This is a genomic window from Serratia inhibens (assembly GCF_003591175.1).
Lineage (GTDB): Bacteria > Pseudomonadota > Gammaproteobacteria > Enterobacterales > Enterobacteriaceae > Serratia > Serratia inhibens.
In genome coordinates this window covers 218374-240492 of the sequence record NZ_QYYG01000001.1, presented here as the reverse complement: position 1 = coordinate 240492, position 22119 = coordinate 218374, and the positions used below count along the sequence as shown (strand labels likewise).

Annotated in this window: 22 protein-coding genes; 13 read left to right on the top strand and 9 right to left on the bottom strand. The window is 58.3% G+C overall.

What is annotated here, in order from left to right:
* Positions 1–148 precede the first annotated feature (148 nt).
* A complete protein-coding gene (locus D4100_RS01175) occupies positions 149–481 on the bottom strand; it encodes a hypothetical protein (RefSeq protein ID WP_119802650.1) in 333 nt (110 codons plus the stop codon).
* 700 nt (positions 482–1181) lie between these two features.
* On the bottom strand, positions 1182–2009 hold the full coding sequence (locus tag D4100_RS01165; RefSeq protein WP_006319659.1) for an AraC family transcriptional regulator: 828 nt from the start codon (positions 2007–2009) through the stop codon (positions 1182–1184).
* A 231-nt stretch (positions 2010–2240) separates the two neighbouring features.
* Here D4100_RS01165 and D4100_RS01160 point away from each other — a divergent pair, with 231 nt between their 5' ends.
* Positions 2241–3674, top strand: a complete 1434-nt coding sequence (locus tag D4100_RS01160; RefSeq protein ID WP_119802648.1) for an NAD-dependent succinate-semialdehyde dehydrogenase — start codon at positions 2241–2243, stop codon at positions 3672–3674.
* A gap of 83 nt (positions 3675–3757) precedes the next feature.
* Here the strand turns inward: D4100_RS01160 and D4100_RS01155 are convergent, their stop codons facing one another.
* From D4100_RS01155 to D4100_RS01145, 3 genes are read right to left on the bottom strand one after another with little or no spacing between them, the layout of a single operon-like run.
* Entirely contained in the window at positions 3758–4663 is a 906-nt protein-coding gene (locus D4100_RS01155) for an alpha/beta hydrolase (protein WP_006319657.1), read from the bottom strand.
* Positions 4653–5549 carry an alpha/beta fold hydrolase gene (locus D4100_RS01150; RefSeq protein WP_119802646.1) on the bottom strand — a complete coding sequence of 299 codons (897 nt, stop codon included), beginning with the start codon at positions 5547–5549 and terminating at the stop codon, positions 4653–4655. Before D4100_RS01150 ends, D4100_RS01155 begins: the two co-directional genes overlap by 11 nt.
* A gap of 29 nt (positions 5550–5578) precedes the next feature.
* On the bottom strand, positions 5579–6634 hold the full coding sequence (locus D4100_RS01145; RefSeq protein WP_119802644.1) for a sugar phosphate isomerase/epimerase family protein: 1056 nt from the start codon (positions 6632–6634) through the stop codon (positions 5579–5581).
* Between the two features lie 141 nt (positions 6635–6775).
* Here D4100_RS01145 and D4100_RS01140 point away from each other — a divergent pair, with 141 nt between their 5' ends.
* Positions 6776–7369, top strand: a complete 594-nt coding sequence (locus D4100_RS01140; RefSeq protein ID WP_006319654.1) for a TetR/AcrR family transcriptional regulator — start codon at positions 6776–6778, stop codon at positions 7367–7369.
* On the opposite strand, the gene D4100_RS01135 is transcribed toward D4100_RS01140, so the two are convergent.
* The 3 genes from D4100_RS01135 to D4100_RS01125 form a co-directional block, all read right to left on the bottom strand.
* Positions 7366–7671, bottom strand: coding sequence for a cupin domain-containing protein (locus tag D4100_RS01135; RefSeq protein ID WP_006319653.1), 306 nt, complete (start codon positions 7669–7671; stop codon positions 7366–7368). The two genes, D4100_RS01140 and D4100_RS01135, sit on opposite strands and share 4 nt — an antisense overlap.
* Before the next feature lie 99 nt (positions 7672–7770).
* Entirely contained in the window at positions 7771–9651 is a 1881-nt protein-coding gene (locus D4100_RS01130) for a potassium transporter Kup (protein WP_119802642.1), read from the bottom strand.
* Positions 9652–9719: 68 nt separating this feature from the next.
* Complete coding sequence (locus D4100_RS01125) at positions 9720–10631, bottom strand: LysR substrate-binding domain-containing protein (RefSeq protein WP_420876391.1); 912 nt, start codon at positions 10629–10631, stop codon at positions 9720–9722.
* Between the two features lie 170 nt (positions 10632–10801).
* On the opposite strand from D4100_RS01125, the gene D4100_RS01120 reads away from it, so the two are divergent.
* The 9 genes from D4100_RS01120 to D4100_RS01080 all read left to right on the top strand — a co-directional run bounded on the left by D4100_RS01120 (position 10802) and on the right by D4100_RS01080 (position 18254).
* Positions 10802–11752 (top strand): branched-chain amino acid ABC transporter permease, encoded by a 951-nt coding sequence (locus tag D4100_RS01120; protein WP_006319650.1) that lies wholly within the window; start codon positions 10802–10804, stop codon positions 11750–11752.
* A 9-nt stretch (positions 11753–11761) separates the two neighbouring features.
* Positions 11762–12874 carry an ABC transporter permease subunit gene (locus D4100_RS01115; RefSeq protein ID WP_006319649.1) on the top strand — a complete coding sequence of 371 codons (1113 nt, stop codon included), beginning with the start codon at positions 11762–11764 and terminating at the stop codon, positions 12872–12874.
* Positions 12871–13641, top strand: a complete 771-nt coding sequence (locus D4100_RS01110; protein WP_006319648.1) for an ABC transporter ATP-binding protein — start codon at positions 12871–12873, stop codon at positions 13639–13641. Before D4100_RS01115 ends, D4100_RS01110 begins: the two co-directional genes overlap by 4 nt.
* On the top strand, positions 13634–14347 hold the full coding sequence (locus D4100_RS01105; RefSeq protein WP_119802638.1) for an ABC transporter ATP-binding protein: 714 nt from the start codon (positions 13634–13636) through the stop codon (positions 14345–14347). The genes D4100_RS01110 and D4100_RS01105 overlap by 8 nt, the downstream gene beginning before the upstream one ends.
* Before the next feature lie 34 nt (positions 14348–14381).
* Complete coding sequence (locus tag D4100_RS01100) at positions 14382–15542, top strand: branched-chain amino acid ABC transporter substrate-binding protein (RefSeq protein WP_119802636.1); 1161 nt, start codon at positions 14382–14384, stop codon at positions 15540–15542.
* Positions 15543–15563: 21 nt separating this feature from the next.
* On the top strand, positions 15564–16055 hold the full coding sequence (locus tag D4100_RS01095) for an L-2-amino-thiazoline-4-carboxylic acid hydrolase (protein WP_006319645.1): 492 nt from the start codon (positions 15564–15566) through the stop codon (positions 16053–16055).
* Positions 16052–17278 carry a Zn-dependent hydrolase gene (locus D4100_RS01090; protein WP_119802634.1) on the top strand — a complete coding sequence of 409 codons (1227 nt, stop codon included), beginning with the start codon at positions 16052–16054 and terminating at the stop codon, positions 17276–17278. The genes D4100_RS01095 and D4100_RS01090 overlap by 4 nt, the downstream gene beginning before the upstream one ends.
* A 91-nt stretch (positions 17279–17369) precedes the next feature.
* Positions 17370–17717, top strand: coding sequence for an ArsR/SmtB family transcription factor (locus D4100_RS01085; protein ID WP_006319643.1), 348 nt, complete (start codon positions 17370–17372; stop codon positions 17715–17717).
* A 3-nt stretch (positions 17718–17720) separates the two neighbouring features.
* On the top strand, positions 17721–18254 hold the full coding sequence (locus tag D4100_RS01080) for an SRPBCC family protein (RefSeq protein ID WP_006319642.1): 534 nt from the start codon (positions 17721–17723) through the stop codon (positions 18252–18254).
* Here the strand turns inward: D4100_RS01080 and D4100_RS01075 are convergent, their stop codons facing one another.
* Positions 18255–19283 carry a transporter gene (locus D4100_RS01075; RefSeq protein ID WP_006319641.1) on the bottom strand — a complete coding sequence of 343 codons (1029 nt, stop codon included), beginning with the start codon at positions 19281–19283 and terminating at the stop codon, positions 18255–18257.
* A gap of 204 nt (positions 19284–19487) precedes the next feature.
* Here D4100_RS01075 and D4100_RS01070 point away from each other — a divergent pair, with 204 nt between their 5' ends.
* A complete protein-coding gene (locus tag D4100_RS01070; protein ID WP_119802632.1) occupies positions 19488–21098 on the top strand; it encodes an inorganic phosphate transporter in 1611 nt (536 codons plus the stop codon).
* A 26-nt stretch (positions 21099–21124) separates the two neighbouring features.
* Positions 21125–22039 (top strand): polyphosphate kinase 2, encoded by a 915-nt coding sequence (gene ppk2 / locus D4100_RS01065; RefSeq protein WP_006319639.1) that lies wholly within the window; start codon positions 21125–21127, stop codon positions 22037–22039.
* The last annotated feature ends 80 nt before the right edge of the window (positions 22040–22119 follow it).

The following is a 22119-nucleotide window of genomic DNA, read 5'->3' as shown; positions in this document are numbered from 1 at the left end:
ATCCATGGTGGCAATATTGTAGCAGGTTGCTGTTTTAGCGGGTCATGGCACGATCTGGTTATGGGGATTATCAATGCCGGTCAAAGCGTAAACAACAACCTCTGTACCCACGATACAGAGGCTGTTGTGATAGTGATAAAAATTTCATTTAACGAAATGGAACTCCAGGGTCTCTGCCAGAGTTATTATTGCAGGTTCCGCCAATACCAATGGCTGCGGAACCCATCGCCGTCGCAATCCCTGCACCATTTCGGCTAGCAAATGCTCCAGCGATGCCAATAGCGCCAGAGGCAATAGCAGCCACACAAGGATTTGATAAATCTTGAAATAACCCACAATTTTTAGCAGCAAGATTAGGTTGAAAACCATTAGCCTGAGCCCCATATCCAATGCCGCGGTAAGTTTCCTTGTCCCCGCCATTGTTTCCATCTCCGCTACCGCTGATTAACTGTTGTTCTTTTAAAGTAAGTATTATCATCATATTCCTTTTCGATGTTTTATTTTATGAGCTATTTTTTACTATTGAACCAAAGCCACTTAATTGGCTTTATAATCAATTCCGCCAACTTTATTGAACCATACAAAACGAACAAGGGTATCAGTACCCTATCCAAACCTTCCGGGATTACAACAACTCCCCAGGAAATATGCAATGTATTAAGTAGGGTTGTCATTATAAAAATCGACAATAGCGAAGTGACCGATAATTCAATAACGTTCTGCATCTTCACCCTTTACACCCTCCATTATTTTATATTTAAATCAACAAGTAAAATCAATTACTTAGGTAGAACACCAGGGAGCCACCAGTTTTCATGACCTAAATCAAACCGGAGAAGTGGCTGCAGCCTTCATTATCAACCTGGTCAATGTTATTATTAAATTTCGCCAAAAAAACACATATAAAAACAAGTGTGAATTAGTTGATAATATAAGCCACCTGCTTTAGTCAGAACGCTAATAAATATAAATTACGTCATCTTGATAATTATTACCCGATAAACATCAAAACATCAATGCCAAAAAAGATAAATATCTTTAAAAATTCGATGCGAAGCGTTAGCTTTCTGCCAATACGTCCGTCTGGTAATTAATCCTGTAATGCTCTAACTGTCAGAGAATTGAATGTCACCTTCCCTTGGCATCCCCGCATTCTTGCAAGCCTATATTAATGGCGATACTTAGCGGGCCATGACCTGCTTTTGATAGCGCACTGGCGTGACGCCGTAACGGTTGGCGAAAGCGCGGGTTAAATGCGCCTGATCGGTCAGCCCCGCCGCCGCGGCTACCTGCGCGGCAGGCATGCCGTGCCCCAGCATCAGCTTGGCTTGCGAAAGACGGATCGCCATCAACATCTGCTGAGGCGATACATGGTATTCGGTTTTGAATTTGCGCAAAAAATGGTACGGGCTGAGCGACACCAGCGCCGCCAACTGTTCCAGCGTAATAGCGGCGGAAAAGTTATCGCGCAGGTAGGTTTTGACGATGTCGAAACGGTGCGCCGGCTCATCTTTCAGCGGCCGGGCAATACGTGCGTGGGGGCGAAATATCGTCACCACTTGCAGCAGCAGATCATCAATCGTCATCGGATCCCGCGCTTGCCACAGTGCGGCCAGCGTCGCCGATAATTGCCGCGCCGCCTGCGGATCCTGGCGTACCGCATCGGTAAACCAAAACCCCTGCTCGCCGGACAGCAACTCCAGCACCTGGGGTTCAAGATAGAGCATGCGGTAATTCCAGCCACCGGCCGTTTCCGCCTCCCCGGTGTGAAGTTCGTCCGGGTTCATCAACACCAGCGAACCCGGTGCCGCCAGATGCTGTGCGCCACGATAACGGAAACGCTCGGCGCCGACATCGACGGTGCCGATGGCGAAAGCATCGTGGGTATGGGGTTCAAAGACATAGCGCTCGATATGGGCGTGGTAAAGCTCTACGCCCGGCAGTTGCGGCAACTGCCGGAACTGCGCGCAATCTTTTTCGAAGGGGAACTGCTGAGGAACACCCTGCACTCTATCTCCATCTCCTGCAATCGCCCGGCATCAAGGCCGAACCTGGCTTGTATGATAGTCAAACCAACGCCGTTTGAGTAGTGCGCAACGCGGTTCCCTGGACGATCGCGCTCATTCGGCGTAGGGTATTTTACCCATCGCCCGGTGCCTGTTGATCGGCGTCAGCGGGTTTGATTATCCTGCCGCAGAGCGGGAAAACGGTGTTTAACTCCCTGAAAGTAAGAGGCAAAAATGTATCCAGATACTCAACTCTATATTGACGGACAATGGCGCAGCGCAGTTGCCGGCAAAACCATACCGGTTACCAACCCCGCTACCGATGAGGTCATTGGCAACGTGGCGCACGCCGCACAGGCCGATCTCGATCTGGCGTTGGCCGCTACCGAACGCGGTTTTAAACTCTGGCGCGACACCTCCGCCTATCAGCGTGCCATCCTGATGCGTAAAGCCGCCGCCTTGCTGCGCGAGCGCGCAGAATCTATCGCCGCCATCATGACGCAGGAACAGGGTAAACCGGTGGCGCAGGCCAAGGTTGAGATCCTTAACTCGGCAGACGTCATTGACTGGTTTGCCGGCGAAGCCAGCCGCACCTACGGCCAAATCATCCCTGCCCGCAGCCGCGATGTTCAGCAGCAAACCCTTAAGCTGCCGGTCGGCCCGGTTGCCGCCTTTACACCCTGGAACTTCCCGATCAACCAGATCGTGCGCAAGCTGTCCGCCGCGCTGGCCGCCGGTTGCTCGATCATCATCAAAGGCCCGGAAGAAACCCCGGCCTCACCGGCAGAGCTGATCAGAGCCTTTGCCGACGCAGGCATCCCGGCCGGCGTGATCGCGCTGGTGTACGGCACCCCGGCGGATATCTCCGAATACCTGATCCCGCACCCGATCATTCGCAAGATCTCGTTCACCGGTTCCACCCGCGTGGGCAAACATCTGGCAGCGCTGGCCGGGCAGCATATGAAAAAGGCCACCATGGAGCTGGGCGGCCACGCGCCGGTGTTGATTTTTGACGATGCCGATCTCGACGCCGCCGCCAAAGAGCTGGCACTGGCCAAGTTCCGCAATGCCGGACAGGTCTGTATCGCCCCGACCCGTTTCCTGATCCAGCAAGGCGTCTATGAAGCCTTTGTAGAGAAATTCACCGCAGCGGTACACGACATCAAGCTGGGCAACGGATTGGATGAAGGCGTGACCATGGGGCCAATGGTGCTGGAACGCAGCGTCACAGCCATCGATGCCTTCGTGAAGGACGCCATCGCCCAGGGTGCCAAGGTCAGCACCGGCGGTAACACTCTGCCGGGCAGCGGCAACTTCTTTGAGCCAACGGTGCTGCGCGACGTCCCGCTGAGCGCGCGAGCGATGTCTGAAGAGCCATTTGGCCCGGTCGCCCTGCTGCGTCCGTTTGCCACCTATGAGGAAGCGATAGCCGAGGCCAACCGCCTGCCTTACGGTCTGGCGGCCTATGCCTACAGCCGCAGCATCGCCACGGTAAGCGCGCTGGGGCGCGATGTGGAAAGCGGCATGCTCAGCATCAATCATATCGGTTTCGGCCTGCCTGAAACGCCGTTTGGCGGAGTGAAAGACTCCGGTCACGGCACAGAAGGCGGCAGCGAGGCGATCGAGTCTTACCTGGAGACCCGTTTCGTGACCGTCGCCGGTCGTTAAACCCTCGCAGCCGAAAACGTCAATGCCCCGCAATGCGGGGCATTAGTCACACCAGGCACAGCATTCAGTACATTAACAAAAGGTTAAACGGCCTTGTCAAACAGCAGCCGCGCCGCCGGGGTTAACCCCAGCATATGGATGCAGGCGTGAACCATGCCCGGCAACCGTTCGCAGCGCACCGCCACCCCGTCCTCACGCAATCGTTGCGCATATTGCTCGGCCTCATCGCGTAGCGGATCGTATTCGCAGCTCAGAATGGTCGCCGGTGGCAACCGCCCCAAGGTTATTGCATGCAATGGCTCGGCGTAAAGGGCACGCGTATTCCCCTCTTTACCCAAATATGTCGCCCAGCAAAACGCCATCACTTCCCGGGTCAAGAAATACCCCTGCGCGTAGTCGTCATAACTGGCGGTATTCATTGCACCGCTTAGCGCCGGATACAGCAACAGCTGATGTTCGATCGGCGGTCCTGCGCGGTCGCGGGCCAGCAACGCCACGGCCGCCGCCAGATTGCCGCCTGCGCTGTCGCCGCCAACCGCGATGCGCCCGGCGATAATCCCCAGTTCATCCGCCCGCTCAACCACGGCGCACAATGCCTGGTAAAAATCCTCCAGCGGCCGCGGGAACGGATGCTCCGGCGCCAGCCGGTAATCAACCGACAGGATCAACCGGCCCGTGGCATTGGCCAGTGCCTGGCAAGGCCGATCATACAGCGCCAACGAGCCCAGGCACCAACCGCCGCCGTGGGCGTACAGCATCGCCGGCAAAGGTTCTGTCGCCGCATCCTGTGGAAGATAAGCGCGAATGACGATCTCATGACCGTCGTTGGCGGTTATCGCAAAATCCCGCACGCCGCCGCTGGCTTCAGCTTCGCCCTGCAACTGCAACAACCCAGACTCGGCGGCAGCGCGCATCTCGGCCAGGGAGCCGGGTGCCGCCGCACCTGCCGTATCCGCCAGAAAACGGGCGATTTGCGTATCAAGCGGCATTGGTCTGCGCCTCCGACAGGAATGGCACCACCAGGGCGATAAACGCCTCATGACACTCTTCGGTAATAAAATGGCCGCAGCCGGCGACCGTCTCGCCCCGCAGATCCACGGCGTTATCCCGCAATGTGACAAAAGGCGCATCGCCAGTGGCGTGTTCTGCGCCGATGGTCATCACCGGCATGTCGAGCCGGGTCTCGGCACGCCGCTGGTTTTGCCGCACGGTCTCGGGAATGGCGCGGTAGTAATCAAAACCGGCGCGCAGACTACCCGGTGCGGAATAAGCGGCAATATAGGTTTCTGCGGCCACCCGATCGCGGCGATAAGACCAGCGGTTAAAGATGTAGCTGAGATACTCCCTCTCACGCCCCAGCGTCAACGCCTCCGGCAGATCCGCCAGTTGGTTGAACATGAAATGCCACAGGAAGATGTTTTGGTCCGGTGACACAAAAATCGGCGGTGCCGGTGCCAACCCAGGGATCACCGCTTCGGTCAGTACCAGCCTTTCCACCGCCTGCGGATAGTCGCTGGCCAGCGCATAGCCGATCCACATGCCAATATCGTGGCCGACCAGCGAATAACTCGGGTGCCCAAGCTGCAGCATGGTCTGATGCAGCACGGCTGCGACGCTGCCGGTGTCGTAACCGCCGGTGGGTTTATCAGAATCGCCGATGCCCGGCGGATCCACCGCAATCGCCTTAAAACCGGCCGCTGCCAGCGCCTGCATTACATAACGCCAGGTATACCAGGTCTGTGGCCAGCCAGGGATCAGCAACACCGGCCGGCCTTCGCCGAGGGTGACGCAGTGAATACGGTTGCCGTTGACCCGTGCATAGACGTGTTCGGGTTCAGGTCCATTCAGCATGGACCCGTTATTTTGCATTTTCATGGGTGTTCTCCGTAGTGGAATAATGCGGCTCAGCGCAGGCCGAGCAAAGTATTGATCTGTTGCTGGTCAACCGGAGCGCCGGCAAAGTCGTCAAACACCTTGTCGGTGACGTTGATGATATGGTCGCGGATAAAAGCCGCCCCTTCACGGGCGCCGTCCTGCGGGTGCTTAAGGCAACATTCCCATTCCAGCGTCGCCCAACCTGCGTAGCCGTGCTGCGTCAAGCGGGAGAAAATACCTTTGAAATCCACCTGGCCGTCGCCCAGCGAGCGGAAACGCCCGGCGCGTTCGGTCCACGACTGGTAACCGCCATAAATGCCCTGTCGGCCAGTTGGGTTGAACTCGGCGTCCTTGACGTGGAACATGCGGATAAAATCTTTATAAATATCGATGTAATCCAGGTAGTTCAGCTGTTGCAGCACGAAGTGGCTCGGGTCAAACAGGATCTGGCAGCGCGGGTGGCCGCCGACGCGCTGGTGAAACATTTCAAACGTCACGCCGTCGTGCAGGTCTTCACTGGGGTGAATTTCATAACACAGGTTCACGCCCTGCTCGTCGCAGGCATTGAGCACCGGCAACCAGCGTTTCGCCAGCTCATCGAACGCCGTCTCGATCAACCCGGCCGGGCGCTGCGGGAACGGAAACAGGTAGGGCCATGCCAGCGAACCGGAAAAGGTGCCCATGTCGCTCAGCCCCAGCCGCGCAGAGGCTTTGGCCGCCAACAGCAGTTGTTGCCGTGCCCATTCGCCGCGTGCCTGCGGGTTGCCGTGCAGCACCGGTGGCGCAAAACTGTCGCACAACGCGTCATAAGCCGGGTGCACCGCCATCAACTGACCAAAAATGTGGGTGGTCAGTTCACTGACCACCAGCCCCTTGTCGGCCAACATGCCGATCAGTTCATCACAGTAAGTCTGGCTTTCCGCTGCGGTGGCCAAATCGAACAGGCGGCGATCCCACGCGGGGATTTGCAGCGCTTTAAAACCGGTTTCCGCCGCCCATTGTGCAATGGCGGGCAGGCTGTTAAAGGGTGCGGCATCGTCACTGAATTGTGCAAGATGCAGGCTTGGACCTTTCAAGGTTTTCATCGTAAACTCCTATTGGTTGTCGATTGACAAACAATAGGCTCAAATGACCCCTACAGCAAGCAGATTTTAGAAATTCGTTGGCGTCAGGGGCGATTTAAGCGATCCTATCTCGCTGAATGACAGGCAAACAGGAGCCGACCGATGGCAGGCAGACCACGTGAATTCGACCGTGAACAGGCATTACTGAAGGCACGGGATCTCTTTTGGCGCCAGGGATACGAAGGCACCTCGATGTCAGATCTGGTGGCCGAACTGGGTATCGCCTCAGCACGTATTTACAAGGCGTTCGGTTCGAAGGAATTGCTGTTCCGCGAAGCCATCGCCAGCTACGAAAACCATGAAGGCGGTTTTGCCGAACGCGCCTTCAGTGAGGAAAACGGCGTGCGGGCGGCGATACAGCGCCTGCTGGAAGACGCGGTGGCGCTCTACAGCCGTGGCGATCTGCCGCAGGGTTGCATGGTGGTCTCTTCCGCCGCCAGCGTCAGCGCTGAAAACAGCGGCATCAAAACCTGGCTGGCGGAACACCGCCTGCAGCGCACCCAGGGCATTATTGAGCGGTTGCAGCTGGCGGTGAAAAACGGGGAATTACCGGCAGATACCGACGCCGATAGCCTGGGCGACTACTTCGCGGTCTTTTTGCACGGATTATCGATACAAGCACGTGACGGCGTCACAAAAGAACGGCTGCTAGCGGCGGTTAACGTGGCGTTATCCGCGCTGGGCGGCGGGCATTAATCCTCGGGTAAATCAACAATCACCAGCGTGCCGTGGCTGCCTGCCAACACGCGGTGCGGTACGCCGGCAGCGGCCTGATACAGTTGCCCGGCGTTCACCGTAATTTCTTCGCCCTGCACCGCCAACCTCAGTTGGCCTTCGATCACCAGCAGCGCCTCATGGTATTCGTGAACCTCATCGTCAATGGCGCGCTGATCCATTCGCAACACTTTGATATTGGCCGAACCGACGCGCCCCAGAATGCTGGAACGCCATGCCTGCGGCAAACCGGCAGCCAGAGCAGTAAGATCAAACAGTGACATAAACCCTCAAAGCAAAGCCGCGCCCATTGCGCCACCGCACTATAGCCTGCGCGATGCCTGTGGCTAAATAACCGTTGCTTGTAACCTATAGCCAGACCTTCACACCGGTACCCGGCGGCTGATCTCCACCACCTGATCGCTCGGGAGATAGTAATAATCCGTCACGTGCATGCCGTTACGCACCATCAACGCAAAGATGCTGCGCTGCCACGCCGGCAATCTGCTGTCGTCTTCGCGGCGCACCACGGTTTCATGCCCCAGGTAATAGGTGGCGTCGTCAAAATTCAACCCGGTTTTCTGCGCCTCGGCATGGTGCAATAACCGGGGAATGTTCGGCCGTTCCATAAAGCCGTAACTGGCCACGCCGCACCAGAAACCCGGTGACTGCTGTCGCATCACCAACCGCTCGGCATTCGCCACCCGCGGCTCGTTCACGATCATGATGTTCAGCGTCAATACATCGGCGTGCAGCGAGCCGTTACGTTTGACGTGCCATTTCATCACCGGCGGCGTGCCATTCATATTGCGCGTAAGAAATATCGCCGTACCCGGCACCCGAGGAATGGCCTGCGCTTCGATCTGAGCCAGGAAATCCACCAGCGGCATGCTCTTTTCACCCAGCGTGCGTGAAGCCGCCGCCACGCCGCGATGCCAGATCAGCATCACGCCATAAACCAGGCTGGCCAGCAGCAACGGCACATAACCCCCTTGCAGCACCTTGCTGAGGTTAGCCACCAAAAAGCTGAGATCGACGATAAAAAAACCACCGGCAACCAGCAGGCTGGCGGTGAACCCCCAGCGCCACACCTCGCGCATAGCCACAAACAGCAAACCGCTGGTCATGATCATGGTGAGCGAAACGGCGATGCCGTAGGCGGCGGCAAGGTTATCGGAGGATTTGAAGAACACCGTCAGAAAGACCGTCACCGCCATCAGCAACCAGTTGATGGCACCGATGTAAATTTGGCCGTAGCTCTCTTCGGTGGTTTGCTTCACCCGCAAGCGCGGCAACCAGCCAAGCTGGATCGCCTGACGAGTCATGGAAAAAGCCCCGCTGATGATCGCCTGGCTGGCGATGATGGTGGCAAGGGTAGCCAGGATCACCAAGGGTATTTGCATTATCGGCGGGCACAAGCGGAAGAAAATATTCTGGGTCACGTCGGCGCCTGAGAGGATCAACGCGGCCTGCCCGGCATAGTTCAGCAACAGGCTGGGGAAAACGATGCCGAACCAGGCAAGCCAGATTGGCCTTTTGCCAAAGTGCCCCATGTCGGCATACAGCGCCTCTGCGCCGGTGACGCAGAGGAACACCCCGCCCAGAACCAGAAAACTGGTCACCCCGTTTGAGAACAGAAAGTTAATGCCGTACAAAGGATTCAACGCCATCAGCACCGCAGGGTGCTGGATAATTCCCCAAACGCCCAGGACGGCGATCGAGAAAAACCACAGCGCCATAATCGGACCAAACACCTTGCCGATACGTGCAGTGCCCAGCGGTTGGATAGCGAACAAGCTGACCAGGATCACCACCGCCGCAGGTAAAATATAGGGCTGCGATTCGGGCAGAACAATGTTCAACCCTTCCAGCGCCGACAATACCGAGATCGCCGGGGTGATCGCCCCATCGCCATAAATCAGCGCCGCGCCGAACAAGCCGGCAAATACCACCATCGGCCGGGCGCTCTTCTTGCTGACCAGCAGCGACATCAAAGCCATGATGCCGCCCTCGCCGCGGTTATCGATCCGCATGGCGAACATGGCGTATTTGAGCGAGGTCACTATCACCAGCGTCCAGAAAATCAGCGACAACAAGCCGAGGATCACCGGTGCGGAAGGCGCATCGCCAGACAGATAAAGCACGGTTTTCAGGGTATACAGCGGGCTGGTGCCGATATCCCCGAACACCACGCCCAACGCGCCACCGGCCAGCAGCGGCAGACTCATTTTTGGCGTTTGTTCCAGCTCGTTTTCTGCAGTCATCGGACATTCCTGTTGGCCCATTGCACTCTATTCAGGATAGTCAATTCAGGCAGTTAGCGCGTGTATCTTTATTGGCCTGCGGCCTCACGCAGCAACCATTTTTGCAGGTTCAGCCCCTCTTGCGACAGCTCGCTGTCCGCCCGCACGCACAGGTAATAATCGCGGCCATCGTCAATCGGCCGGTCAAACAACTTAACCAGTTCGCCGCTGTCAAGATAGGGTTCGATCAGCGGCTCGCGCATCAGGGCGCAGCCCAGTCCCGACTGCACCGCCGCCAGCGTCAGCAGGCCATCCTCGAACATCGGCCCGGTGCTGCGCAGCGGCCGCCTGACGCCGGCCTGCTGGAACCACTGCATCCAGGTATTGCGTTCTTCGTCGTGCAACAACGGCAGCGGCGCAAGCTGATCCGGCGTATCCAGCAGCCCGTGCAGCCTGATAAAACTGCGGCTGCACACCGGCACCATTTTGCCGGACATCAGTTTTTCGCTGCGATAGCCGGTCCATTGCCCCACGCCAAAGCGAATCGAAATATCGGCTGCGTCGCTCAGATAGTTGCGGTGATTGGCGTACACCACGTTGATGTCGATATCGGGATTCTCGCGCAAAAAGCTGTGCAAACGCGGAATAAACCAACCCATGCCGAACAGCGGGATCAGGCTGATGGTCACCTGCCGGGAGGCCGATTGCTCGCGCACATGCTCCGTCGCCTGGCGCAGCACGTTAAACGCCGAACGGATCGAGCGGTAATACTCGCGCCCTTCGCTGCGCAGGATCAGCTTGCGCCCCTGCCGTTCGGTGAGCGGCATTTGCAGAAAAGCCTCCAGCGTTTTGAGTTGATGGCTGACGGCCGAAGGCGAGATCGCCAGTTCCTTCGCTGCCGCGGTAATGCTGCCCAGGCGGGCGATAGCCTCGAACGCCCTTACGGCGCGCAGTGGCGGATCGTTCGGCAGCAGTGAGTCGCACTCTTCTGTTTTTTTCATATATTGACTATTTTGGTAAAAAAATGTCCGTGGGTTAAAATTAATATACAAATAAATCAATAAATTAAAAACACACATTTTTTATATAAGAAATTATTTTTCCGTATTTCACAATTTTTTTAAATTCCCTACTCTGTGCCTCCTGAATCATTATTTTCGGGACTCTCCCTATGGATACGCTGGTACAGCAGACCGTCAACGGACTGATGCTCGGCAGTATTTATGCGCTGATCGCCCTGGGTTACACCATGGTGTACGGCATTTTGCGCATTATCAATTTCGCCCACGGCGATGTGCTGATGGTCGGCGCACTGAGCGCCCTGTCGGCCATCGGCGTGTTGCAGCATCATTTCCCCTCTCTGTCGCCGTACACAGTGCTGTTGCTGGCGACGATGATCGCCATGGCGATATGTGCGCTGGTGTCGATGAGCATTGAGCGCCTGGCCTATCGCCGCCTGCGCAATGCCCCACGTCTGGCCCCGTTGATCAGTGGCATTGGCGTCTCGTTGCTGCTGCAAACCTTGGCGATGCTGATCTGGTCGCGCAATCCGTTGATGTTCCCGCAACTGCTGCCCATGTCTCCTATCGCCTTGACTCAGGGCAGCGCCGGGCATGCGCCGGCGGTGATCACCGGTACCGGTATCGCCACGCTGGTTGTCGCCGTGCTGGTGATGGCCGGGCTGCTGTTGCTGGTCGAACATTCGCGCTTTGGCCGCGCGATGCGTGCCACGGCGGAAAATCCGCAGGTCGCCGGCCTGATGGGCATCGATCCCAACCGGGTGATCGTTTTGACCTTCGCTCTCGGCGGTGCGCTGGCGGCAGTGGCGGGCATCATGATGGCCAGCAACTACGGTAACGCCGGTTTCTCCATGGGTTTCCTGCCGGGGATCAAGGCGTTTACCGCCGCAGTATTGGGCGGCATTGGCAACCTGCGCGGCGCCATGCTCGGCGGATTATTGCTGGGGCTATTTGAATCGCTGGGCACCGGTTATCTCGGCGAACTGACCGGCGGCACCTTCGGCAGCAATTATCAGGACGTTTTCGCCTTCCTGATACTGATTGCGGTGCTGGTATTACGCCCATCCGGGCTGCTGGGCGAGCGTGTCGCCACTCGTGCCTGAGGAGATAAAATGACCGTTCTGACCACCACCCTGCAAACCGCCACCCCAGGCCGCGCCAGGCTCGGCGTCGCGCTGTTCATGCTCGGCCTGCTGCTGGCCCCCTGGTTGGCCGGGGCCGCCGGCGGCAACTATTGGGTGCGGGTGATCGACTTCGCGTTGCTGTACCTGATGCTGGCGCTGGGGTTGAATATCGTCGTCGGCCTGACCGGCCTGCTGGACATGGGATTTATCGCCTTTTACGCCGTGGGCGCCTATCTGACTGCGCTGCTGTCTTCGCCGCACCTGACCGAACAGTTTCCGCTGCTGTTGCATTGGTTCCCGAATGGGTTGCATCTGTCCATCCTGCTGCTGATACCGCTGTCCGCCGTGCTGGCGGCGCTGTGCGGCATCCTGCTCGGTGCGCCGACGCTGCGCCTGCGCGGCGACTATCTGGCGATCGTCACGCTGGGCTTTGGCGAAATCGTGCGCATTCTGATGCGCAACCTCGATCGCCCGGTCAATATCACCAACGGCCCAAAGGGCATTTCCGGCATCGATCCTGTCAGTCTGTTCGGCCTGAAGTTTTCAGGCATGCACGAGTGGTTCGGCCTCCGTTTTTCCTCGCTGTATTTGTATTACTACCTGTTCGCCGCCCTGCTGCTGGCGATCCTGTTTATCTGCCTGCGCCTGCAGCACTCACGGGTCGGCCGCGCCTGGACCGCCATCCGCGAAGATGAGGACGCAGCGCGGGCGATGGGCATCAACACCCGTAACTTCAAGCTGCTGGCGTTCGCCATCGGCGCCACGTTCGGCGGCATCGCCGGTGCGCTGTTCGCGGCGTTCCAGGGATTTGTCTCACCGGAGTCCTTCACCCTGCAAGAGTCGATAGCCGTACTGGCGATGGTGGTGCTGGGCGGTATGGGCCACATTCCTGGCGTGATCCTCGGCGCCTTGCTGCTGGCGGCGCTGCCTGAACTGCTGCGCAGCACCATGGGGCCGCTGCAACAGGCCCTGTTCGGCCAGGTGTGGGTCGACCCGGAAATTATCCGCCAACTGTTCTACGGCCTGGCGCTGATTCTGGTCATGCTGTATCGCCCGGCGGGTTTGTGGCCGGCGCGTCATCAATCTGGAGCCGCCTCATGACGCCATTACTCACCCTTAACCACGTCAGTAAACGTTTTGGCGGGCTGACCGCGGTGGACGACGTCAGCATGAGTATCCGCCAGGGGGAAATCTATGGGTTGATCGGGCCGAACGGCGCCGGTAAAACCACCTGCTTCAATCTGATTACCGGCCTGTACCGCGCCGATGGTGGGGAGTTCCGCCTGCTGGACCGCCGCTACAAACCGCAGGCGATCGACAAAGTCGTGCAGGCCGGTATCGCCCGCACCTTTCAGAACCTGCGGTTGTTCAACGAGATGAGCGTGCTGGAAAACGTGATGGTGGGCTGCCATGTACGCACCCGCAACGGCCTGTGGGCGGCTATTTCGCGCCATCGCCGTGCCCGCGAGGAAGAACGGGCAACGCGGGAGAAGTCCCACGCGCTGCTGGAGTACGTCGGCATCAGTCAATTTGCCCATTATCGCGCCGGCGATCTTTCCTATGGCCACCAGCGGCGGCTGGAAATTGCCCGGGCGCTGGCAACCGACCCGCAGTTATTGGCGCTGGATGAACCGGCCGCCGGCATGAACGCAGCAGAGAAAGTGGCGCTGCGCGAGCTGCTGCAACGCATCCGCGAAAGCGGCAAAACCCTGCTGCTGATAGAGCACGACGTCAAGTTGGTGATGGGATTGTGCGACCGCCTGACGGTGCTCGACTACGGCAAAGTCATCGCCGAAGGCGAACCGGCTCAGGTAAGGCGCGAACCGGCGGTGATCCGGGCTTATCTGGGAGGATCCGCGCATGTCTGAACCCTTACTGTCGGTCAAACGGCTAAAAGTGTCTTACGGCGGCATTCATGCGGTGAAAGGCATCGATTTTACGGTTAACCACGGCGAACAGGTGACATTGATCGGCGCCAACGGTGCGGGCAAAACCTCCAGCCTGCGCGCGTTGACCGGCCTGCAACCCTTCGAAGGTGACATCCTGTTCGACGGCCGGTCCATTCGCGGCGTTCCCCCGCATCGGCTGCTGCAACAGGGGTTGGTGATGGTGCCGGAGGGCCGTGGCATTTTCGCCCGCATGACGGTATTGGAAAACTTGCAGTTGGGCGCCTACTCCCGCCACGATAAACCGGCGGTACGGCAGGATCTGGAGCGGGTTTGCGCCCTTTTCCCACGTTTGCGCGAACGGCTGCGGCAACAAGCCGGTCTTCTCTCCGGCGGCGAACAACAGATGGTGGCGATGGGCCGTGCGCTGCTCAGCCGGCCACGCCTGTTGGTGCTGGATGAGCCGTCAATGGGCCTGGCACCGATCGTGGTCGACGCCATTTTTGACGTGATCAAAACCCTCGCCAGTGACGGTGTCACGCTATTGCTGGTGGAACAAAATGCCCGGTTGGCGCTGGAGTCGACCGAGCACGCCTACGTGCTGGACAGCGGCAGCCTGAGCCACAGCGGCCGGTCTGCCGACATGCTCGACGATGAAAAAATCAAACAAGCCTATCTGGGCGAATAACCGTTTTTACTTTTAACCGCACCGGGAGTTTTACATGAACAAGATAACTCGCTTTAAGCCGCTGGTCCTGGCCGCCGCCGTTCTGGCTACCCTTGGCGCTGCTGCGCCTGCGTGGGCCGCCGACACCATCCTGATCGGTCTGGCCGGCCCACTGACCGGCCCTTCCGCCCGTATCGGCAAGGATCTGGAAAACGGCGCTCAGTTGGCGATCGCCGACGCCAACGCCCAGAAACCGACGCTGAACGGCAAACCGGTCACCTTTAAACTGCTTTCCGAGGACGACCAGTCCGACCCGCGTACCGCCGTTGCAGTGGCGCAGCGTCTGGTGGACGAAGGTGTCGCCGGCGTGGTCGGCCATTGGAATACCGGCACCAGCATCCCGGCGGCGCGCATTTATCACGATGCCGGCATTGCCCAGGTTGCACCGGTTGCCACAGGTCATGCCTATACTCAACAAGGGTTTGATACCAGCTTTCGCGTGATGGGCCATGATGACGACGGTGGTAATTACGCCGGTGAATATGCCGTCAAGGTGCTGAAAGCCAAGCGCATTGCAATCATCGACGATCGCACCGCGTTCGGCCAGGGGTTGGCGGACGAGTTTATCAAGTCGCTGGCGGCACAGGGTGTACAACCGGTAGCGCGTGAATACGTCGATGACAAAACCGTCGATTTCAGCGCGGTGCTGACCACCGTTCGCAGCAAGAATGCCGATCTGATCTTCTTCGGCGGCGTGGATTCACAGGCGGCACCGCTGGCCCGCCGCATCAAACAGTTGGGCATGAACACTCAACTGATGGGTGCCGGCGGCTTCGTCAGCCAAACCTTCCTGACGCTGGCGCAGAAAGAAGGCGAAGGCGTGGTGGCGCTGGAACCGGGCCTGCCGCTGGAACAGATGCCGGGCGGCAAAGCTTTTGAGCAGGCTTACCGCGACCGCTACAAAACCCACATCGAACTGCATGCGCCGTTCGCCTATGACGCCACCCGGGTATTGATTGCCGCCATTGAGCAGGCAGGATCCGCCAATCCGGCCGATTATCTGCCGAAACTGCGCGCCATTCATTATCAGGGCGTCACCGGCAACATCGCATTCGATCCGCAGGGCAACCTGCAACAGCCAAGCTTCACCCTCTACAAGGTGGTCGACGGCAAATGGCAGCCGCAGAGCGTGTTGGGCGGCGCTAAAACACAATAATAAAGCAAGGGGAGCAAGGTGATGAGCTGTGCAAAAAACGAATTGGGTATTCTGGCCCGTCGGCGTATAGAGGCCGAGATCATCAAGCCGATCTACCAGATTCTGGTGCGTGAGATCGGCAAAGAACGCGCGCAGGCGGTGATTGGCGAAGCCATCGAAAACGCCGCCATCGATGCAGGCAAGCAGTTTGCCGCGCAGGAGCCGAATGGCGCCGATTTGCAGAGTTTCGCCGCCTTGCAGTATCTGTGGGAAAAAGACGACGCGCTGCAAGTGAAGGTGCTCCATCAAGACGAACAGCAGTTCGACTATAACGTCACCCGCTGTCGCTATGCCGAGATGTATCACGAGATGGGGCTGGGCGAGATTGGCCATCTGCTGTCTTGCGCCCGCGACAGCCAGTTTATCGTCGGTTATGCGCCGGATGTCGAACTGCAACGCACCCAAACCATTATGTCCGGCGCGCCCTGCTGCGATTTCCGCTATGCCGCAAAACCGTCGGGAGAGAAAAAATGATCCCTCAGGTTAACGGCGAGCGTCTGTGGCAAAGCCTGCGCGATATGGCGCAGTTCGGCGCCATCCCGAAAGACGGCGTCACCCGGCTGGCGCTGAGCGAGGAAGATCGTCAGGCGCGCGATCAATTGCGTGCCTGGGCGCTGGAAGCGGGATGCAGCGTGCGGGTCGATCGCATGGGCAATATGTTTTTGCGCCGCGAAGGAACCCGCCCGGAACTGGCACCGGTCGTCACCGGCTCCCACGTCGACTCCCAGCCCAACGGCGGGCGCTTTGACGGCATTTACGGCGTGCTGGCCGGGTTGGAAGTGATCCGCACCCTGAACGATGGCCAGATTGCTACCGAGCGCGCACTGGAGGTGGTTAACTGGACTAACGAGGAAGGTGCCCGCTTCGCCCCGGCGATGATCGCCTCCGGCGTGTTTGCCGGCGTGTTCGATGAAGAATACGGCCTGTCGCGTCGCGATGCGCAGGGCATCAGTATCGGCGAAGCGCTGAAGCAAATCGGCTATGACGGCGAAGACCCGGTCGGAGGCAGGCCAATCCACGCCGCCTTTGAGCTGCATATCGAGCAAGGCCCGATCCTCGAGGCGGAAAACATCGAAATTGGCGTGGTGACCAGCGCGCAGGGCCAGCGCTGGTATGAGCTGGAGATCCTCGGTTTCAGCGCCCATGCGGGCACCACGCCGATGGAGCGGCGCCGCGACGCCCTGCTCGGCTTTGCCGCTATGGTCACGGCGGTCAATCAGATCGGCCTGGATTTCATGCCGGACGCGCGCGCCACGGTAGGCATGGCGCAGATCACCCCCAACTCGCGCAATGTGGTGCCGGGCAAGGTGTTTTTCAGCGTCGAGTTCCGTCATCCGCAGGAGGCGGTGCTGGAACAGATGGAGCAGCGGTTGCTGGCGGCGGTCGCCGAGGTCGATGCCGGCACGTTGAGCGCTCGCGCCGAACGCATCTTCCAGTATCGGCCGATACGCTTTGATGAAAACTGTATCGACAGCGTACGCCAGGCCGCGCAGGCGCTGGGTTATTCGCACCGGGAGATGGTTTCCGGCGCCGGTCACGATGCCTGCTATCTGAGCCGGGTGGCCCCCACGGCGATGATTTTTATTCCCTGCGTGGACGGCATCAGCCACAACGAGCTGGAAAATATTTCGCCCGCCTGGGCCACCGCCGGTGCCAACGTGCTGCTCAACGCGCTGCTGGCGCAAACGGGCGCCTGATCCCCTCGCCCCGGTTAACCGGCCGGGGCAATAGCAAAAAATATTCAACGAATCGGTTGAATATTCACCTCCGTGTTCTATATTCAACCATATGGTTAAATTATCTTCCTCACAGCTGGACGCCATTTTTCACGCGCTTTCCGACCCGACGCGCCGCGCTATTTTGCGCGCGCTGGCCGACGGCGAGCACAGCATTGGTGAACTGGCCGCGCCGTTGCAGATGTCGTTTGCCGGCGCCTCCAAGCATATCAAAGCACTCGAGCTTGCAGGCCTGGTGCAGCGAACCGTGCAGGGAAGAAACCATATCTGCCGGCTTGAACCCGGGCCAATGGCGCAGGCCATGCAATGGCTGCAAACCTACGAGCATTTCTGGACAGAACGGCTGGACGCGCTGGAAGTCGCGCTGCGACAGCCTGAACAGTATCCTCCCAAGGAGTGAACCATGAACGACTACGGTATGATTATTGAAACCGGCACGCTGCGCATTCAGCGGCTGCTGCCTGGCCCGATCGAACGGGTCTGGGCCTACCTGACGGAATCCGACAAACGCGCCACCTGGTTGGCCGCCGGCGTGATGACGCTGGAAAAAGGCGCTGCGGTGGAGCTGGTATTCCGCAATTCGGATCTGACGGGCGAACACGAGCAGACCCCCGCCAAATACCAACAAGGCGGCTGCAGCGGCAAACACCTCGGTCATATCACCTGCCTTTTCCCGCCGCGGCTGTTGAGCTTTACATGGGCGGAGCAGGAACAGGGCCGCCCTTCCGAAGTGACGTTTGAACTGACCGAACAGGACAACGCAGTGCTGCTGACGGTCACCCACCGACGCCTGGCCAACCGCGACGAAATGCTCAGCGTGGCCGGCGGATGGCACACCCATCTCGATATCCTGCTCGACCGCCTGCACGATCGCCAACCACGACCGTTCTGGAGCACCCACGCCAAGCTGGAGGAAGAGTACCGGGCAAGGCTGTAATCAGCTTTCGTCCCGGCGTCTGAACGCCAGGTAACCGGTAACCAGCGTAAAACCGCCGACCAGCAACACCAGCAGAATAAAGCCGTGGTGATTGCTGGCCAGCGGGATCCCCCCCACGTTCATGCCGAAGAAACCGGCGACGATGTTGATCGGCAGCGCCAGCACGGTGATCACCGTCAGGGTGTACAGCGTACGGTTGTTCTGCTCCATTTGCTTGGCGCCAATCTCCTCTTGCAGCAGGCGAATGCGCTCGGTCAGGCTGGCCAGATCGTTCAGTACCACGGTGAACTCTTCGGTAAACTGCCGCAGGTCCTGCACCACGTCCCGGCTCAGCCAGGCCGGTGGCCGGTTCAGCAGGCGGAACAGCGCGGCCGGCTCCGGGGCCAACAGACGCTGAAAACGCAACAGCATACGGCGCATGCGCCCCAGTTCGGTGCGGTTGCGTTTCACATGGTTACTCAGCAGACGATCTTCAATGGTGTCGACATACTGGTTGGCCTGCCGCACCACCTGCTCCAGCACCTCTTCCTGTTCTTCCAGCAAGTGCGCCAACAGCTCGGTGGACGAGGCCAACTGCAATGGCCCCAGACGGCCCAGCAGCCGTTCGATCAACCGCAGCGGCTTGTGCCGCACGGTAACCACCAGCCCGCTGCGGCAATACAACCACAGCGTGGCGATCTCCGGATTATTTTCTTTGGGATGGAAAATTACGTCGTTGAGCACCGCAAACAGATCATCTCCCTGCCGTTCGATGCGCGTGGTGTGGGAGCCGTGACGGATTTCATCGAAGAAAAAGTCGGAGATCGCAAAGTGATTTTTCAGCCATTTCTCCGCCGCCGCATGGTTCAGATTAAGGTGCAGCCAGATAAATCCCCCGCCCGGCGACAGATCCCGGTAAGCCTGGCAGGCCTGTTGCGAAGAGACGCGCAGCGGCGGTTCTGCCGTGCGGAACACGTGGCCGTAAATCAGCCCGGTAACCTCATCATCAAAATCAAGCTTGTGCATTTTATCCGCAACCGTTTGAACCATAAATCTTTATCCCGAATAACTGCATTAATCAATAAACCAGACTCAGCCTTTATATCAATCTTTAAATACCAACGTTAATAATTTTCACTTTTCCAGATGATTAATATTACCGTCATAAAAAAGTCACATTATTTCCCAATACTTTCATGGCAACGCCGTTCAACACCGTCAGTATTCTAATGAAGTTTATCGGGAAGGTCCTTTATGAGCGATAACAGCGCCGTTCAAGCAGGTGTTCCAGCTGCGTCCAGCCTGCCAAAGATCTACCAAAAGAACAGTCGACTCACTGTTCTTTTTTTTGTTTTTTTATTAGTACTGGGGATCGCTTTTGCCGGAGTAAATCTATTTAACGACGTGACCGATGCCGGTGCGATATATACCAGCTACCTGCCTTTTCTTTTATTGGGGTTAGCGTTGCTTATTGCACTGGGCTTTGAATTCGTTAATGGTTTTCACGATACCGCCAATGCGGTAGCTACGGTTATTTACACCCATTCGCTGTCGCCGATGGTAGCGGTGGTCTGGTCGGGATTTTTCAACTTCCTCGGCGTTTTGCTCTCCAGCGGTGTGGTGGCGTTCGGCATCATTTCGTTGCTGCCGGTTGAATTGATCCTGCAAGCCGGCACCGGTAACGGTTTTGCCATGGTTTACGCCCTGCTGTTCTCGGCCATTATCTGGAACCTGGGTACCTGGTGGCTCGGGCTGCCTGCCTCCTCGTCACATACGTTGATTGGTTCCATCATCGGCGTGGGCGTGGCTAACGCCCTGATCCACGGCCGCACCGGCACCAGCGGCGTGGACTGGGGACAGGCGATTAAAGTGGGTTATGCGTTGCTGCTTTCGCCGGTGATCGGTTTTGTGTTTGCCGCCCTGCTGCTGCTGGCGTTGAAGGTGTTCGTTAAAAACCGTCAGCTGTACACCGCACCCAAGAATGATGCGCCGCCGCCGTTGTGGATCCGTGGTTTGCTGATCCTTACCTGCACCGGCGTCTCCTTCGCCCACGGCTCCAACGACGGGCAAAAAGGCATGGGCCTGATCATGCTGATCCTGGTCGGCACCATGCCGATCGCCTATGCCCTGAACCGCTCGATGTCGCCGGAGCAAATCCCGCGCGTGGCCGCGTTGGCGGAGGTCACCAAAAACGATCTGCTGCGCCAATTCCCGGCAGTCCGCCAGGTACCACCGCGCGAGGTGCTGACCGGTTACGTGCGCACCAACGAACTGACGCCGGACGTAGTGCCCGCGCTGGCGCAGCTGACCGGTGCCATCGGCGATCAAGTCCGCCAGTACGGCTCGGTCGACAAGATCCCGGCGCAGGCAGTGTCCAACACCCGTAACGATATGTATCTGGCATCGGAAGCCATCAAGCACCTGAAAGCGGAAAAGCAGCTTCAGTTTTCCGCCGACTCACAGCGCAATCTGGATGCGTTGAAAAGCGACCTGGACAGCGCCACCCGCTTTATCCCGTTCTGGGTCAAGGTGGTGGTGGCGATTGCCCTCGGCCTTGGCACCATGGTCGGCTGGCGGCGTATCGTGGTTACCGTTGGGGAAAAAATCGGTAAAAGCCACCTTACTTACGCCCAGGGTGCCAGCGCCGAGTTGGTGGCGATGACCACCATAGGTGCGGCAGACGCCTTCGGCCTGCCGGTTTCGACCACCCATGTGCTGTCCTCCGGCATCGCCGGCACCATGGCAGCCAACCGCTCCGGCCTGCAAATGTCGACCCTGCGCAACCTGCTGATGGCCTGGGTTCTGACGCTGCCGGCCTCGGTACTGCTTTCCGCCGGGCTGTACTGGGTTTTCACTCATTTCTAAAACCGGGTTAACACGGAGAATCAATTATGGCTATGCATGAATTTAACCGCGACGACACCTTCAACCAGCGCCTGCTGCAGGAGTTTTATGACAGCTATGACGAGGAGCTGGAAATGGAGCTGGATGACCTGCGGTTTGACGACACCGAAGTGGACAGCGATCAGAAAAAAGCCTGGCGCAAACAGTATTTCCGCGAGCTGCTGCGGCTGCAGGGCGAACTGGTGAAGCTGCAGGATTGGGTGATGCGCACTGGCCACCGGGTGGTGATCCTGTTTGAAGGCCGCGACGCCGCCGGCAAAGGCGGGGTGATCAAACGCATCACCCAGCGCCTGAACCCGCGCACCTGCCGCGTGGCCGCGCTGCCGGCACCGAACGATCGCGAGCGCACCCAGTGGTATTTCCAGCGCTACATCGCTCACCTGCCGGCGGCGGGTGAAATCGTGCTGTTCGACCGCAGTTGGTACAACCGCGCCGGCGTGGAAAAAGTGATGGGTTTTTGCAACGACGAGGAATACGAAGAGTTTTTCCGCAGCGTGCCGGAATTTGAAAAAATGCTGACGCGCAGCGGTATTCAGATCGTCAAATACTGGTTCTCGATCACCGATGACGAGCAGGAGTTGCGCTTCCTCAGCCGCATCCACGATCCGCTGAAACAGTGGAAGCTCAGCCCGATGGATTTGGAGAGCCGCCGTCGCTGGGAAGACTACACCGAGGCCAAAGAAGTCATGTTAGCGCGCACTAACATCCCGGAAGCGCCGTGGTGGGTGGTTCAGGGCGTCGACAAGAAAAAGGCGCGACTGAACTGCATCAGCCACCTGCTTCAGCAACTGCCTTACGAAGAGACTGAAGGCAACGTGATCACCCTGCCGCCTCGCAAGCGCAGCCCTGACTATAACCGCCATCCGGTGCCTGACGATATGGTGGTCCCTGAAGTGTATTGATTTTCAATCGGGGGATGGATTGCCATCCCCCTGCCTGACATCGTGATGGATACTCCGGTCTTTTGCCTGCATATTCATCG